The organism is Bacteroidales bacterium, assembly GCA_014860585.1.
Classification (GTDB): Bacteria; Bacteroidota; Bacteroidia; order Bacteroidales; family 4484-276; genus RZYY01.
Genome location: JACZJL010000019.1, coordinates 32,921 through 45,856 on the forward strand (window position 1 = coordinate 32,921; position 12,936 = coordinate 45,856).

The window sequence follows — 12,936 nt, forward strand, 5'->3', positions numbered from 1 at the left end:
TTTACTTTTGCTAATTTCAAAATTGAATACAATGCACTGGTTTTATTCACCTGAGGTAAAAATTGGAAATTTTCATTTTAATCCTGATGAATCTAAACACATCACCCGCGTTTTACGTCTGGACATTGGCGATGACGTTTTTATCACTGATGGTCGTGGAAGACTTTTTTCAGGAAAAATTATTGATGATAACCATAAGAAATGTGTTGTTGAAATTAGCAATGAAAGTTGCAGTACTTCACCTCCTTCATACTGCATGCATATTGCTGTAGCCCCAACAAAGAATTTGTCGAGGATTGAATGGTTTGTTGAGAAGGCTACAGAATTTGGCATCCAGGAGATCACTCCAATGCATTGTGACCATTCCGAGCGTACACATTTTAAAAGCGAACGATTGCAAAGAATTGCGATTGCAGCTATAAAACAGTCTCAACAGGTTTGGCTGCCGAAAATCAATGAGATTACCAATTTTAAAGATATCATTCGAAGTATTCGTCCTGAAGAGGGTTTCATCGCCTATGTTGATAATGACAATACGCTTCCTTTGCTTAAGTCAATTTATACAGAAAGTAAAAATGCCACTGTATTGATCGGACCCGAAGGAGATTTCAGTAAAAGTGAAATACATGCTGCAATAGCAGCTGGATTTATTCCAATAAGTCTGGGTAAAAATCGTTTAAGAACCGAAACAGCCGCTTTGGCCGCTTGCTTTACAATTCATCTGATTAATCAGAAATAATCAATTGAAAATGAAAAAGATTTTCCTAATAGTTTCAATCTCGCTTGGCTTTTTGTCAGCCAACCCGCCAGCCGGAAGCGTTCAGATTGCTTTATTGAAATACCGGGGTGGGGGAGACTGGTATGCTAATCCGAGTTCACTTACCAACCTGATCGAATTCTGCAACCGCAATCTCGGTACAAATATTAACTTGGTACCAGCCACTGTTGAAGTTGGAAGTCCTGATATTTTTAATTACCCATTTCTACACATGACTGGTCATGGTAATGTGGTCTTCTCTGCACAGGAAGCAAAAAACCTGCGCGACTACCTCATTGCCGGCGGGTTTTTACATGCCGATGATAATTATGGTATCGATAAATACCTCAGACCTCAGCTTCAGAAAGTGTTTCCTGAACTTGAACTGATCGAATTGCCATTTTCTCATCCCATCTATCATCAGAAATATGACTTTAAGGAAGGACTCCCGAAAATCCATGAGCATGACGGAAAACCACCACAGGGTTTTGGAATGATTTACGAAGGGCGTCTGGTCGTGTTTTATACCTATGAAACCGATTTAGGGGATGGATGGGAAGATCAACGGGTACATAACAACTCAGATGAAACACGTCAGAAAGCGCTCCGGATGGGAGCCAATTTGATACAATATGTTTTTGACCGGTAAAAAAAACCGTCCTCGAATAGATTCCCGGGACGGCTTTGAAAGCAATTTTTTCGTTCAGAAACTTAAAACCCGAATTTTTTACTTAATTCCTGGCGTGTAATAACTTCATAATCTTCAGGGATTTCAAAATCTGCGTCTTTGATTTTTTGACCTGTTACTTCCACGGCAGTTAGTTTCATTTTCATATTGTTTCCTGCATCCATTTCGTACTCCATCATCAAACCTTTTAAATCTTTGTAGCTGGGCTGGTTAAAGTAGAAATTCGGATGAAGGTTAAGATTGGTAGTAAGCCATAGTTCACCATCAACAACTTCTTCCCCTTCTTTGACCTTTTTCAATAATACTTTTTTACATGGGTGTCCTGCAATTTCTTTCGTTTCATCGGTAGCTTCGATAACATATTCAGGTGTGTTTTTCAGTTCCTCCATGAGCGACTCGTAGGTGTCTTTGATCGCCAGCTTTTCTCCCATGATATCCATCAGTGTAGTGTGGGTTTTATCGTTCAAATCGAGAATTGTGCTTTGATTGCCCATCACGGTAATGATTTCGGTTTTCACCTTGTTATTACCAATGTACATAGCCATAGTAGTTGGCATCATGCCACTCGCTTCCGGCGGTATATCAGCCATGTCAAAAGATATCCTGTAAATGACTTTACCGGTAAACTGTTTCTTTTGTGCATTCAACTTTTGCGAAATTCCGAATATTAAAAACATTGCCAGGAGTGAAATTCCAACTTTTTTCATGTCGTATGATTTTATGTTAAACTATATAACTCTTAAACATTTGTTCCATCTAATTTTTCCCGAGAACCACCCTTTATTTTTTTCTAAAGAAAGCCAAACAAAAACGGCTTTTCCGACGACATGGTCCTCAGGAACGAATCCCCAAAAGCGCGAGTCGGCCGAGTTGTCGCGGTTATCACCCATTAACCAGAAATAATCCTGTTTAAAGGTATAGGAAGTGGCTTCAACGCCATTAATAAAAATTTTCCCGTCAATTTCTTTCAGTGCGTTGTTGTCGTATATATTAATAAGTTTGCGGTAGAGGGCAATGTTCTGGGGATTAATTTGCACTGTTACCCCTGCTTTTGGGATTATCAATGGGCCGAAGTTATCCTCGTTCCAGCTAAAATTACCAGGGTCATGCGGGAAAATCGGACTATAATGCTCTCCTTTTGGTCGAATTTCGAGTTCGACACTTCGAATCCGGGGGTTGTTTCTGAGTTTATCAACCATAGCTCTTGTTAGCGGAAGTAGTATTCTGCTTGGAGTTATCGCCCTTCCTTCATTCACACCGAGGTCATCCATGATCTTTTGAAGTTCGTGTTGAGTAAAACCCTGTCCGGTTGCTGTCACCACGTAATTAAACTGCATGTCGTCAGGTAAGTAGGCTTCTTTACCATTTAAATAGACTACTTTATTAATGATCTCGAGCGTATCACCTGGCATAGCCATGCAGCGTTTGATGTAGTTTTCTCTTTTATCCAACGGGCGGGCAGTTACCTTGTATTTCGACCAAACCCAGTTTCTACCCATACCCGGTTCGTAGCGTTCGCCATATTGTTGCAGGAAACTGTTTTCAGCATCTCTTACAATCTGATAATAATCTTCATTTTGTCGTTCCAGCACTACGGTGTCGCCACTGGGGTAATTGAAAACAACGGCGTCATAGAGTTTCACGTTACCAAATCCCGGGAAACGATAATACGGAAGTTTTAGCCATTCCACATATGATTTGCCGCCGGTAAGCGGCATGGAGTGGTGAACAAACGGGAATGCTATGGGTGTCATCGGCACTTTTGGACCGTAAGCCATTTTACTTACAAACAAAAAATCACCTACAAGCAGCGATTTCTCCATCGAAGAAGTGGGAATGGTGTAAGCTTCAAGCAGAAAGGTGCGGATGATGGTTGCAGCAACTACAGCAAAAATAATGGCATCAATCCATTCCCTAGCTGAAGATTTCTTAAAAACCGGACGATTTTTGTTGTCAAGATATTTCTCATCTGTTTTGATCCCAAGGTAAGGCAGGTAGATGAATGGAAAAATAACTGCGAGTGCCTGCTGTCCTAAGGTAAATTTACCGAAAGCCTTTGCGGTTTCTACAATCATCAGGAATACCATAAAGATGTTGATGAAAGGGAAAAACAGCAGCAGGAACCACCAGACAGGTTTTTGGTTTAACTTGTTCCATTCCCAGTAGTTGAGCAGCGGCACGAAGGCTTTCCAGGAAGCAACGCGGGCCTTGGGGAAAATACGATAAAGGAAGGCCGGGAAAAATAAAAAAATCAGGATCAGGATGAAAAGTGTACTCATTTGAAAACAGTTTATTGTTTTTTTTACTATTAACTCTATTTGTCGGGTTTTGTTATTTCACACGGTTGGCAAACATTGATTGCATCAAGTCGTCCATGGTAAAATAGCCTGTTTTTCCTTTTATCCACTTTGCAGCCAGCAGCGCACCGAAGGCAAATCCGGAGCGGCTTTTGGCTGAATGCTTTATTTCAATTTCATCGATTGCTGAGAAATAGCGGACAATGTGAGTGCCCGGGACTTCACCGGCTCGCTTTGAAATTACAGGAAGTTCTGATTTGACGTTGGTTTCGTGGTTTACCCAACTGGTTTTCCGGTCAACCAATTTAATCAGATCGTTGGCAAGTTCTTTGGCAGTGCCACTGGGAGTGTCTAGCTTGTGGACATGATGAATCTCTTCAATTTCAATATCAAATTGATTGGCAGCGTTCATCAGGCCTGCGATATACCGGTTGACCATAAAAAAGATATTAACCCCGAGACTAAAATTTGGTGCAACAATGAGGGTTTTGTGGTTTGAAATACATTCATTTTTAATTGATTCCTTTTCATTTTCCCATCCTGTAGTACCGCAAACAACAGGAAGTTGAATTTCAAAGCAACGGCGGATATTTCCGGCAGAAGCAGCCGGAGTGGTAAATTCAATGGCCACATCAGCCTCATTCAGTTTTAATCTGCCTGATATCCAGTCATGCTCCGAATTAATTTTTGCTATCACTTCAAAGCCTTCCTGCCTGGCTAAAGCATCGATGGTTTTGCCCATTTTTCCGTAACCGATTAATACCAGTTTTATCATGATTAAAATTTATATCTCAGGGTTAAACCCGGTGAAGGCCGGTATGCAAAATAATGGTAATTGCTCATTGGTTCGAACCGCAAAGTCAGGTCTTCACTCACATCAAAATCATACAGGTTGGCATCCACACTGGCATCAACGATCTGGAGAATATAAAGCAGGCCGGTTAAAATATAGGTGAGTTCCAGGTTACGCCGGTAGTAATTCCTCCCTTCCTGCAGCTGGTTCAGGTTGGCATTGTATCTCACAATATAATCGTTGTAGATAAAATTAGCGGTGTCACCTGCTGCTACTATATTGTATGCATCCCTGAAATTGCGGTACTCCGTTCCATTCAGGCGGATAAAATAATATAAGGTGCCGAAACCGGCATAAATGATCGGTATTTTCCAGTATTTCTTATTGTATCCCTGGCCTAATCCAGGCAACACAGCCGACATGATTGCAGCCTTTTTAGCGGAATGTATTTCCAGGGTGTCACTCTTTACAGGTGTTGTTTGCGCATTGAGTTGTTGTGAGCTCAAAACTATGATGATAAGCACCGGGAATGTTAGTTTCAGAATGCCTGTTATGTTAGGAAGGCGTCTCAATAAGCGAAATTTTATTGATGAAAAGGTCAAAAAAAATGCTACCTGTAAAGCTGTGCGACAATCCTGTCGAACTCCTCCTCGGAAGTGAAGTTGATAACGATACTGCCCTGACCTTTAGTATTTTTCTTTAACATCACCTTTGTGCTTAGCGCCTGGCCAAATGCCCTTGTGAATGATTGGTATTTTTCTGGTAATGGAGTCGATCTTTTCTTTACTTTTACCTTTCTGGCCTGCTTCACTTTTTGCTCAATTTCCCTGACTGAAAGCTCGTTTTCGAGAATCTCTGCCAGCAGGTTCAGCTGATCTTCACGGTTTTCGATAGTAATGAATGAGCGGGCATGGCTCATTGTAATGAGGTTGTCGCGAATGGCTACCTGAACTTCGGCAGGCAATTTGAGCAGACGTACGTAGTTGGCTATCGTAGAACGCTGTTTTCCAACACGTTTACTTAGTTCTTCCTGTGTGAGCTTGCACTCCTCCATCAGCCGCTGGTAGCTGATTCCGATTTCGATGGCGTTGAGGTCCTGCCTGTGGATATTTTCGATCAGCGCCAATTCGAGCATTTCTTCATCATTGGCAACTCGGATATAACAGGGCACCTCGGTTAGTCCTACAATTCGTGAAGCTCTTAAACGGCGCTCACCTGCAATGATCTGGTATTTGTCATAGCCGAGTTTTCTTACGGTTAGCGGTTGAATGATGCCTTGTTCACGAATAGAGTCAGCCAACTCATTGAGTGCGATTTCCTCAAATTTGTTTCGGGGTTGAAAGGGGTTGGTTTCAATCTTTTCGATTGCGATGTTGGCAATGGCTCCAACCACATAGTTACCTGAAATATCTTTGGAGGTGATATCGGTTTCAGGGCTTTGCAAAATCGCTTCCAGTCCTCTTCCCAGCGAGCCTTTTCTTGTTTTACTCATCATTAGTTCAGGTCTAAATCTATTTCTGAATGTTCAATTTTTGTCATTTTGTTTTTCTGCAATATTTCCCTGGCCAGGTTCAGATAGTTGATTGCACCGCTGGATTCGGCGTCGTGCATGATGATAGTTTCTCCAAAACTTGGCGCTTCGCCCAACTTGGTGTTGCGATGAATAATCGTATCAAAGACCATTTGCTGAAAATGAGTCCTGACTTCTTCAACTACCTGCTTGGCCAATCGAAGACGCGTGTCATACATAGTGAGCAATATTCCCTCGATGTCGAGGTTTTGGTTCATCCGGGATTGGACAATCTTGATTGTATTCAATAATTTTCCAAGCCCTTCAAGTGCAAAGTATTCGCACTGAACAGGAATGATGACCGAATCGGCAGCGGCAAGGGCATTCACAGTAACCAAACCGAGCGAGGGTGAACAGTCAATAATCACGAAGGCGTAATCGTCTTTAATTTTGTCAATGGCCCGTTTCATCATTTTTTCGCGGTTGGGCATATTGATCATTTCTATTTCGGCGCCCACAAGGTCAATGTGTGCAGGGATGATATCCAGATGAGGTGTTGTGGTATGCAGGATGGTCTTTGCCGGGTCAAGATCGTCGATGATGCATTCGTATATGCTTGTTTGGACGTTTCGTGGGTCATGCCCAAGCCCCGAAGTGGAATTGGCCTGGGGGTCGGCATCAATCAAAAGTGTCTTAAACTCCAGTACAGCAAAGCCTGCACTTAGGTTTATTGCAGTTGTGGTTTTTCCGACTCCTCCCTTTTGATTGGCAATGGCAATTACTTTTCCCATATAGAATATTCGTCAAATTTTAACCGGACAAAAGTAAAACTTAAATGCTTAGCAGGGCGCTAAGTTTTAAAAAGTAATCAACACAAAACGGATGATGTACGCTGTTGAAGCCTTCATGATTGAAGCATCTGCGAAAAGTGAAACTGATTGTCAGGTTATTCGGTCTTCAGATCTTCATCAGCGCTTTCGTCGCTAAAACTTTTGTCTTCTTTAAGATCATCGAAGCTAAGATCCGGTGCATCCGATGAAGGTTTTTCCTCTACCGCAACCACCGGCTCTTTTCCGGTTTCAATAAATTCAATTACACCGTTCAAGCCATGGGTAAACTTCTCGAAGTCTTCATGGTAAAGGAAAATCTTATGTTTTTCATAGAAAAATTTTCCCGACTCATTACTAAATCTCCGCTTGCTCTCAGTTATCGTGAGGTACTTCTCACCACCCCTGGTTTCTTTCACATCAAAAAAGTAAGTCCTTTTTCCTGCCCTAATCGCTAATGAGAAAACGTCCTCCCTGTTGTCCTTGTTAAATGAATCTTCCATTTTGATCAATCTTTTGGGTTTTATGATTGCAAAAATATGTATTAATACTTAAAACGATAAATTTTGGTGCAAAATAAAAAAATTGCCCGTAAAAAAAACCTACTTTTGCCGCCACAATATTTTTCATTTAACCTGTTCTTACACTTTATGCTTAGCAGAAGGCATTTAAGAATCAAAACTTTGCAGGCACTTTACGCTTACTTTATCAATGATGGGAGCGATTTGCAAATTGCAGAGAAAAACATGCTGAAAAGCACTGAACGTATCTATGAGCTTGCGATTTATCAGCTCTCTTTTCTTGTGGAAATTGTAAAATTTGCGGCAAAAAGGGCGGAAGAAAACAAGAAAAAGTTCTACCCCACACCTGAAGATCTTAATCCAAATACAAAATTCATCGATAATTTTTTCACGGAGAAACTAACGGAAAACAAGGATTATCTGCGTCGTAAGAATGCTTACAAGATTAACTGGGTGGACAACGAGGATCTGATCAGGAGGTCGTACAATGATGTCCGTGAACTGGATGTTTATAAGAAATACATGGCAAGCTCGAAGCATTCCTTTGAAGAGGATAAGGAGCTGTTTTCCACCATCTTCATCATGATTGCCATGGAAAACGATTTTCTTGAGTCGCATTACGAAGAAATCAGCGTTTATTGGGCAAATGATATTGACCTGGCCAATTATTGCGTATTGAAAATCATCAGTAGTATGAACCAGAATGACGACATTGCCAGGCCTTTACCGCCACTTTATAATGCTGATGGGAAGGATGATCCGGAGGAGGACAAAAAATACATGGTTAAGCTCTTTCATAAGACCATCCTAAAAAGTAAAGATTACGAAAAAATTATTGAGGAAAAAGCCAGTAACTGGGATTTGAGCCGTATTACGCTTATGGATGTCATTTTGTTAAAAATGGGACTTGCCGAGTTGATGGAATTTCCATCGATACCTATTAAAGTAACCATGAACGAAATCATCGAACTGGCCAAAATGTATAGTACCCCAAAAAGCCGCGTCTTCATCAACGGTGTACTCGACAAAATGATCATTGACCTGAAAGAGTCCGGACAGATAGTAAAGGCCGGCAGGGGTCTGATTGAATAATCGAATTCAGGATTTAGCCCCAGTCAGATCATTTATAAGTCTTAAGCATTCATCCATTTATGATAAGCCTTTAATCCAGATGTCAGGAAGAAAAAAAAGAAAGGTTGACCTGCCCTTACTCGAAAAGGTTGAAATCCTGGATGCAGGCGCCGAAGGGAAAGCAGTAGCCAGGGTTGATAATATGGTTGTATTCGTTCCATTTGCTGCTCCCGGTGATGTGGTGGATATCAAGGTCGTGAGTAAGAAAAAGTCATTTTACGAAGGGAAGATTGTTAAGTATCATCACCTTTCTGAAAAACGGGTTGAACCCCGTTGTGAGCATTTTGGACTATGTGGAGGGTGCAAATGGCAACATCTTGGTTATGAGCACCAGTTGTTTTTTAAACAAAAACAGGTGGTTGACAACTTTACCCGAATTGGGAAACTGACCCTTCCGCCTTTTAACCCCATCATTGCATCCGAGGAACAATATTTTTACCGTAATAAACTCGAATTTTCCTTCTCCAACCGAAAATGGCTTCTCGAGAATAAAATCATTCAAGACACACCTCCAAATGCCAATGGACTTGGAATGCACCTGCCCGGGATGTACGACCGCATTGTTGATTTGGAAAACTGCTATCTCCAGGCTGAACCTTCGAATAGCATCCGGCTTGCCTTGCGCGATTGGGGGATATTGAATAACCTTACATTCTATGATTCAAGGGTACACAGGGGTTTTTTACGCACTGCCACCATCCGCACCAGCTCAACAGGAGAAACCATGGTAATCATTGCCTTTGGCGCCAATGAAACGGAACAGATTACTGCATTACTGGATCATTTGTTAGAGCAATTTCCACAGATTACCTCGCTGTTTTATGTGGTGAATCCAAAACATAATGACACCATCAACGATCTCGAAATTCAGCATTATTCAGGTAAAAATTACATTGTGGAAAAGATGGAGGATCTGAATTTCAAAGTAGGGCCGTTATCCTTTTATCAAACCAACTCAAGGCAAGCACTCAGATTGTACCAGGTAGTTCGTGAGTTTGCCGGTTTTGAGGGACATGAAACCGTTTATGATTTATATTGTGGTACAGGAACGATCACCAATTTTATTGCGAAGAGGGTAGGGAAGGTGATTGGAGTTGAATATATACCTGAAGCCATTGATGATGCCATCGAAAATTCAAAGATGAATAGAATTGGGAATACCCGTTTTGTTGTCGGAGATATTGCTGAAACCCTTAATGAGCAATTCGTCAGCGAGCACGGAAAACCGCAGATGATCATCACCGACCCTCCACGTGCAGGTATGCATCCTAAGGTGATTCAGCAACTGTTGAATATTGAGCCGCAAAAGATTGTTTATGTGAGTTGTAACCCGGCAACCCAGGCGAGAGATATAGCTTTATTGGCCGAAAAATATGTCCTTGAACAAATCCAGCCGGTGGACATGTTCCCACAAACGCATCACGTCGAAAATGTCAGTCTGCTTGTAAGGAAATTCCCAATTCAGGAGCAATTAGTGAAGCCAATGCTTTGAAATCCAGACTTTCTCCTTTTATATGAAAGTGCGCCAGTTTGTAAAGATCATCCCGATGCTGCATGTCATCAAAAATTTGAACTTTCAATTCTTCATCATTAAGTTCTGAAATGCGCGGGCGGGGACGTTTGGCGTTTTTCAGCCGTAAAAAAAGTGAATCCGGATGCATCCGGATATACACCGAAAGCCCGTGCTGGTTGATGAGGTGAATGTTGTCACTGTAGCAGGCTGTTCCTCCGCCGGTTGAGATCACATGCTTTTCGAGCGAAAAGGTGCTTTGCAGCAGTCTTCGCTCAATGAGCCGGAAGGCTTCTTCGTCGTATTTCTGAAAAAAATCAACAATGGAGATTCTATAGGTTTCTTCAAATGCATGATCGAGGTCAATGAAAGAATAATCCAGCAAACGTGCAAGTTGTTTGCCTGCTGTTGACTTGCCGCTGCCCATATAACCGATCAGGTAAACGTTCTTCATGAACACATTTTGCATGCAAAAATAGTTATTTGTCGATACGTCATAGAGTTTGATTGCTAAACTATTGCTTAACAGGATGTTGAAGCGGGGGAAGGATGCATTTACACACAATCTTTGGTTGTAAATGAACTATTTACCCCATTGTCTGGTTAAGTAAGCCCAATTCTTAACAATCTGTTGAAAAATTCCCTATACTTTTTCGGTTCGATTGGTGTTTTTTTACTACTTTTGAACAATTCAAGACTGATTTATTCTTCTTAAAGATTCATATTATGGGCACAAAAGATAATTTAAAACCGGTAGAGATTTTCTCGGGCACATTATGGCAAGCTGAGATTATCAAGGATATGTTGATGGACAATGACATTGAGGCCTATCTTGGAGACGAGATTTGGGGGATGGATGCTCCTATCCAGAGTGCACCCGAAGCAGTAGGATCAGTCAGTGTTTTTGTTGATCGAGAAGATCGTGAGGATGCCAAAATCATTGTTGAGCGGTATTATGAGGAAGATGTGATGAGTGAAGAGGGCATGTAACTTTTTCCTTGTCATTAAAATGAATACTTAAAAGTGATCATCCACAAAGATCCGGCTTCAGAAAATGCAGATGTTTCTCCTGCAGTAAAAATTTGTGCCAGAAACCCAAAGTCCAAATCGGTCAAAACGCTCCACGTAATCCCCGGCGACATAAAGATGGCTTTATTATCGGGCAACGCCATTACAGATACGACTCCGTTAAGTATAGGGGAAAAAGGGTGATTAATACTAATTGTTGCTGCGAATTCCGAGAACATAATGTTGTCAGGTTGAAGAGGTTGTATTAGCCTTAAATTTTCAGTTTTGCCTCTTTCAAATCCTCCGTTATAAAGCAATTCTATTACACCAAAAGTGCCGGAACCAAAGAGGTAGTCCATTCCGACGGAGGCTACGAGGTTACCGCGTTTTAGACCTGGAATTTTCTCCAAATCATAAAACCATGTACCTTCACCTTTGAAGCCTGCATGGCCTATGTTTCCCGCCCAGCCCAGTCCAATGGCCAGCCGGTTTTTGTAATACCCGGCCAGGGTCTGAAAATCAAAATTGTTCTGATTAAAATTGTACATACCGGCAGCCACCATTTCGCGGCCGTATCTGGCCGGGCTGATAGCGAACTGAACCTGCGACAGATGGTCGATGAAATATTGAACCCTGATGGCATCCGCGCCGGGACGTTCGTCATAATCGAAATCAAAAAATGAAAAAGTGTTGAAAAGATCGTTGGGGTTGGACACAAAGTTAATTCCCCAGTTAATCCGCTGCCGGCCAATTCTTACCTGGAGGTTTTCTTTACGCCAGTCAAGGTAAAAACGGTCAACCATTGTATTTCCTAACCATTTACCTTTCGAAAACCATGTCCATGACAAATCCATTAATCCCGGATCATAACCGATGAAATCCCTGTAGGCCGGATTCTCAACAAATATTTCGTTGTAAAATAACCGGTTGCGCCCTTCTAAAGCAATGTGAAAGTCAGAGGATATGTCCAACCTCATGTTCAAACGGTTATGAAGAACATTGGTAAATTCCGGATCAGAAAATTCTTTATCCAATGTCAACAATGGCAATTCTTTAACATAACCTTTGATGGTGAAATTCACAGGATTTTGAGCAGGTAAAGTTTGGTTAATTCCTGTCACGACAAAGGTTAGGCAAAGGAGCAATACCCGCAATGAGATCAATTGTATTTTCTGCGATAGTGCCATCATCTGTCAAAATACTCATCTTTACTCACAGCGCCATCAACCAGGGTAATCACCCTCCGTGCCCTTTCGATGACCCGATGGTCGTGTGTAGAGAATATCAGGGTGATCTTTTCCTCTAAATTGAGCTTCTCCATGATGTCGAGCAGGTTGAAAGCCGAGGTAGTATCAAGGTTTGCTGTGGGTTCGTCGGCAAGGACAAATTTTGGCTTAGAAGCCAGCGCTCTGGCTACGGCCACCCGCTGTTGTTGACCGCCGGAGAGTTTCGGGGGCCGAACATACATTTTATCTTCCAGGCCAACCTGGATAAGCATTTCTTTTGCCCGCTTCTCCATTTCCTGACGATTGGTTTTTTGCAACAACATGATAAACGATACATTTTCGATAGCTGTCAATACCGGTAGCAGATTGTATGATTGAAAAACAAACCCGATATTGTTCAACCGGTAATCAATCAATCGGGAGTCTTTGAGCGCTGTGATTTCAGTCCCGTCGATAAAGATCTTTCCTTCGGTGGGTTTATCCAGACCGCCTAACATATTGAGTAGGGTAGTTTTCCCGCTTCCTGATGGGCCTACGATAGCTGTAAACTCACTTTCTGCAAAGGTTAGATTGACCTTGTTCAGTGCTTTTACAGGCATTGCCGCATCATTGTATATTTTCGTCAGGTTTTCAGTTGTAATGATATTCATTGAGGTGGTTTTTTTGAA

The 12,936-nt window shown here is 41.8% G+C and carries 15 protein-coding genes; 5 read left to right on the plus strand and 10 right to left on the minus strand.

What is annotated here, in order from left to right; translation table 11 throughout:
- The first annotated feature begins 31 nt into the window (after positions 1 to 31).
- Together IH598_02125 and IH598_02130 are read left to right on the plus strand one after the other, a co-directional pair.
- The gene (locus tag IH598_02125) at positions 32 to 739 is read left to right on the plus strand and encodes a 16S rRNA (uracil(1498)-N(3))-methyltransferase (GenBank protein ID MBE0637301.1); all 708 of its coding nucleotides are present in this window, start codon (positions 32 to 34) and stop codon (positions 737 to 739) included.
- 10 nt (positions 740 to 749) lie between these two features.
- The gene (locus IH598_02130) at positions 750 to 1,406 is read left to right on the plus strand and encodes a DUF4159 domain-containing protein (protein MBE0637302.1); all 657 of its coding nucleotides are present in this window, start codon (positions 750 to 752) and stop codon (positions 1,404 to 1,406) included.
- Between the two features lie 62 nt (positions 1,407 to 1,468).
- Here IH598_02130 and IH598_02135 read toward each other — a convergent pair whose 3' ends face one another.
- The 7 genes from IH598_02135 to IH598_02165 form a co-directional block, all read right to left on the minus strand.
- Positions 1,469 to 2,152, minus strand: coding sequence for a DUF4412 domain-containing protein (locus tag IH598_02135; protein ID MBE0637303.1), 684 nt, complete (start codon positions 2,150 to 2,152; stop codon positions 1,469 to 1,471).
- A gap of 21 nt (positions 2,153 to 2,173) precedes the next feature.
- On the minus strand, positions 2,174 to 3,520 hold the full coding sequence (lepB, locus tag IH598_02140; protein MBE0637304.1) for a signal peptidase I: 1,347 nt from the start codon (positions 3,518 to 3,520) through the stop codon (positions 2,174 to 2,176).
- A gap of 256 nt (positions 3,521 to 3,776) precedes the next feature.
- Positions 3,777 to 4,517 (minus strand): 4-hydroxy-tetrahydrodipicolinate reductase, encoded by a 741-nt coding sequence (gene dapB / locus IH598_02145; protein MBE0637305.1) that lies wholly within the window; start codon positions 4,515 to 4,517, stop codon positions 3,777 to 3,779.
- 2 nt (positions 4,518 to 4,519) lie between these two features.
- Positions 4,520 to 5,107: a hypothetical protein gene (locus tag IH598_02150; GenBank protein MBE0637306.1), complete on the minus strand. Its 588-nt coding sequence runs from the start codon at positions 5,105 to 5,107 to the stop codon at positions 4,520 to 4,522.
- Between the two features lie 38 nt (positions 5,108 to 5,145).
- Entirely contained in the window at positions 5,146 to 6,030 is an 885-nt protein-coding gene (locus IH598_02155) for a ParB/RepB/Spo0J family partition protein (GenBank protein ID MBE0637307.1), read from the minus strand.
- Positions 6,030 to 6,836 (minus strand): ParA family protein, encoded by an 807-nt coding sequence (locus IH598_02160; GenBank protein MBE0637308.1) that lies wholly within the window; start codon positions 6,834 to 6,836, stop codon positions 6,030 to 6,032. Before IH598_02160 ends, IH598_02155 begins: the two co-directional genes overlap by 1 nt.
- A gap of 155 nt (positions 6,837 to 6,991) precedes the next feature.
- Entirely contained in the window at positions 6,992 to 7,375 is a 384-nt protein-coding gene (locus tag IH598_02165; protein ID MBE0637309.1) for a DUF3276 family protein, read from the minus strand.
- Between the two features lie 147 nt (positions 7,376 to 7,522).
- Between IH598_02165 and nusB the strand changes: the two genes are divergently transcribed.
- Positions 7,523 to 8,485, plus strand: a complete 963-nt coding sequence (gene nusB / locus IH598_02170; protein ID MBE0637310.1) for a transcription antitermination factor NusB — start codon at positions 7,523 to 7,525, stop codon at positions 8,483 to 8,485.
- Between the two features lie 79 nt (positions 8,486 to 8,564).
- Positions 8,565 to 10,016 carry a 23S rRNA (uracil(1939)-C(5))-methyltransferase RlmD gene (gene rlmD, locus IH598_02175; GenBank protein MBE0637311.1) on the plus strand — a complete coding sequence of 484 codons (1,452 nt, stop codon included), beginning with the start codon at positions 8,565 to 8,567 and terminating at the stop codon, positions 10,014 to 10,016.
- Here the strand turns inward: rlmD and IH598_02180 are convergent.
- On the minus strand, positions 9,958 to 10,488 hold the full coding sequence (locus IH598_02180) for an AAA family ATPase (protein ID MBE0637312.1): 531 nt from the start codon (positions 10,486 to 10,488) through the stop codon (positions 9,958 to 9,960). The genes rlmD and IH598_02180 overlap by 59 nt on opposite strands.
- Before the next feature lie 272 nt (positions 10,489 to 10,760).
- Between IH598_02180 and IH598_02185 the strand changes: the two genes are divergently transcribed.
- Entirely contained in the window at positions 10,761 to 11,024 is a 264-nt protein-coding gene (locus IH598_02185) for a DUF2007 domain-containing protein (GenBank protein MBE0637313.1), read from the plus strand.
- A 14-nt stretch (positions 11,025 to 11,038) separates the two neighbouring features.
- Here the strand turns inward: IH598_02185 and IH598_02190 are convergent, their stop codons facing one another.
- Together IH598_02190 and IH598_02195 are read right to left on the minus strand one after the other, a co-directional pair.
- A complete protein-coding gene (locus tag IH598_02190) occupies positions 11,039 to 12,232 on the minus strand; it encodes a hypothetical protein (protein ID MBE0637314.1) in 1,194 nt (397 codons plus the stop codon).
- Entirely contained in the window at positions 12,229 to 12,918 is a 690-nt protein-coding gene (locus tag IH598_02195) for an ABC transporter ATP-binding protein (protein MBE0637315.1), read from the minus strand. The genes IH598_02190 and IH598_02195 overlap by 4 nt, the downstream gene beginning before the upstream one ends.
- Positions 12,919 to 12,936 lie beyond the last annotated feature (18 nt).

Coding starts and splice junctions, on each gene's coding strand:
- IH598_02125 (MBE0637301.1), top strand. CDS start 32: ATGCACTGGTTTTATTCACCTGAGGTAAAAATTGGAAATTTTCATTTT.
- IH598_02130 (MBE0637302.1), top strand. CDS start 750: ATGAAAAAGATTTTCCTAATAGTTTCAATCTCGCTTGGCTTTTTGTCA.
- IH598_02135 (MBE0637303.1), bottom strand. CDS start 2,152: ATGAAAAAAGTTGGAATTTCACTCCTGGCAATGTTTTTAATATTCGGA.
- lepB (MBE0637304.1), bottom strand. CDS start 3,520: ATGATTGTAGAAACCGCAAAGGCTTTCGGTAAATTTACCTTAGGACAG.
- dapB (MBE0637305.1), bottom strand. CDS start 4,517: ATGATAAAACTGGTATTAATCGGTTACGGAAAAATGGGCAAAACCATC.
- IH598_02155 (MBE0637307.1), bottom strand. CDS start 6,030: ATGATGAGTAAAACAAGAAAAGGCTCGCTGGGAAGAGGACTGGAAGCG.
- IH598_02160 (MBE0637308.1), bottom strand. CDS start 6,836: ATGGGAAAAGTAATTGCCATTGCCAATCAAAAGGGAGGAGTCGGAAAA.
- IH598_02165 (MBE0637309.1), bottom strand. CDS start 7,375: ATGGAAGATTCATTTAACAAGGACAACAGGGAGGACGTTTTCTCATTA.
- nusB (MBE0637310.1), top strand. CDS start 7,523: ATGCTTAGCAGAAGGCATTTAAGAATCAAAACTTTGCAGGCACTTTAC.
- rlmD (MBE0637311.1), top strand. CDS start 8,565: ATGTCAGGAAGAAAAAAAAGAAAGGTTGACCTGCCCTTACTCGAAAAG.
- IH598_02180 (MBE0637312.1), bottom strand. CDS start 10,488: ATGAAGAACGTTTACCTGATCGGTTATATGGGCAGCGGCAAGTCAACA.
- IH598_02185 (MBE0637313.1), top strand. CDS start 10,761: ATGGGCACAAAAGATAATTTAAAACCGGTAGAGATTTTCTCGGGCACA.
- IH598_02190 (MBE0637314.1), bottom strand. CDS start 12,232: ATGATGGCACTATCGCAGAAAATACAATTGATCTCATTGCGGGTATTG.
- IH598_02195 (MBE0637315.1), bottom strand. CDS start 12,918: ATGAATATCATTACAACTGAAAACCTGACGAAAATATACAATGATGCG.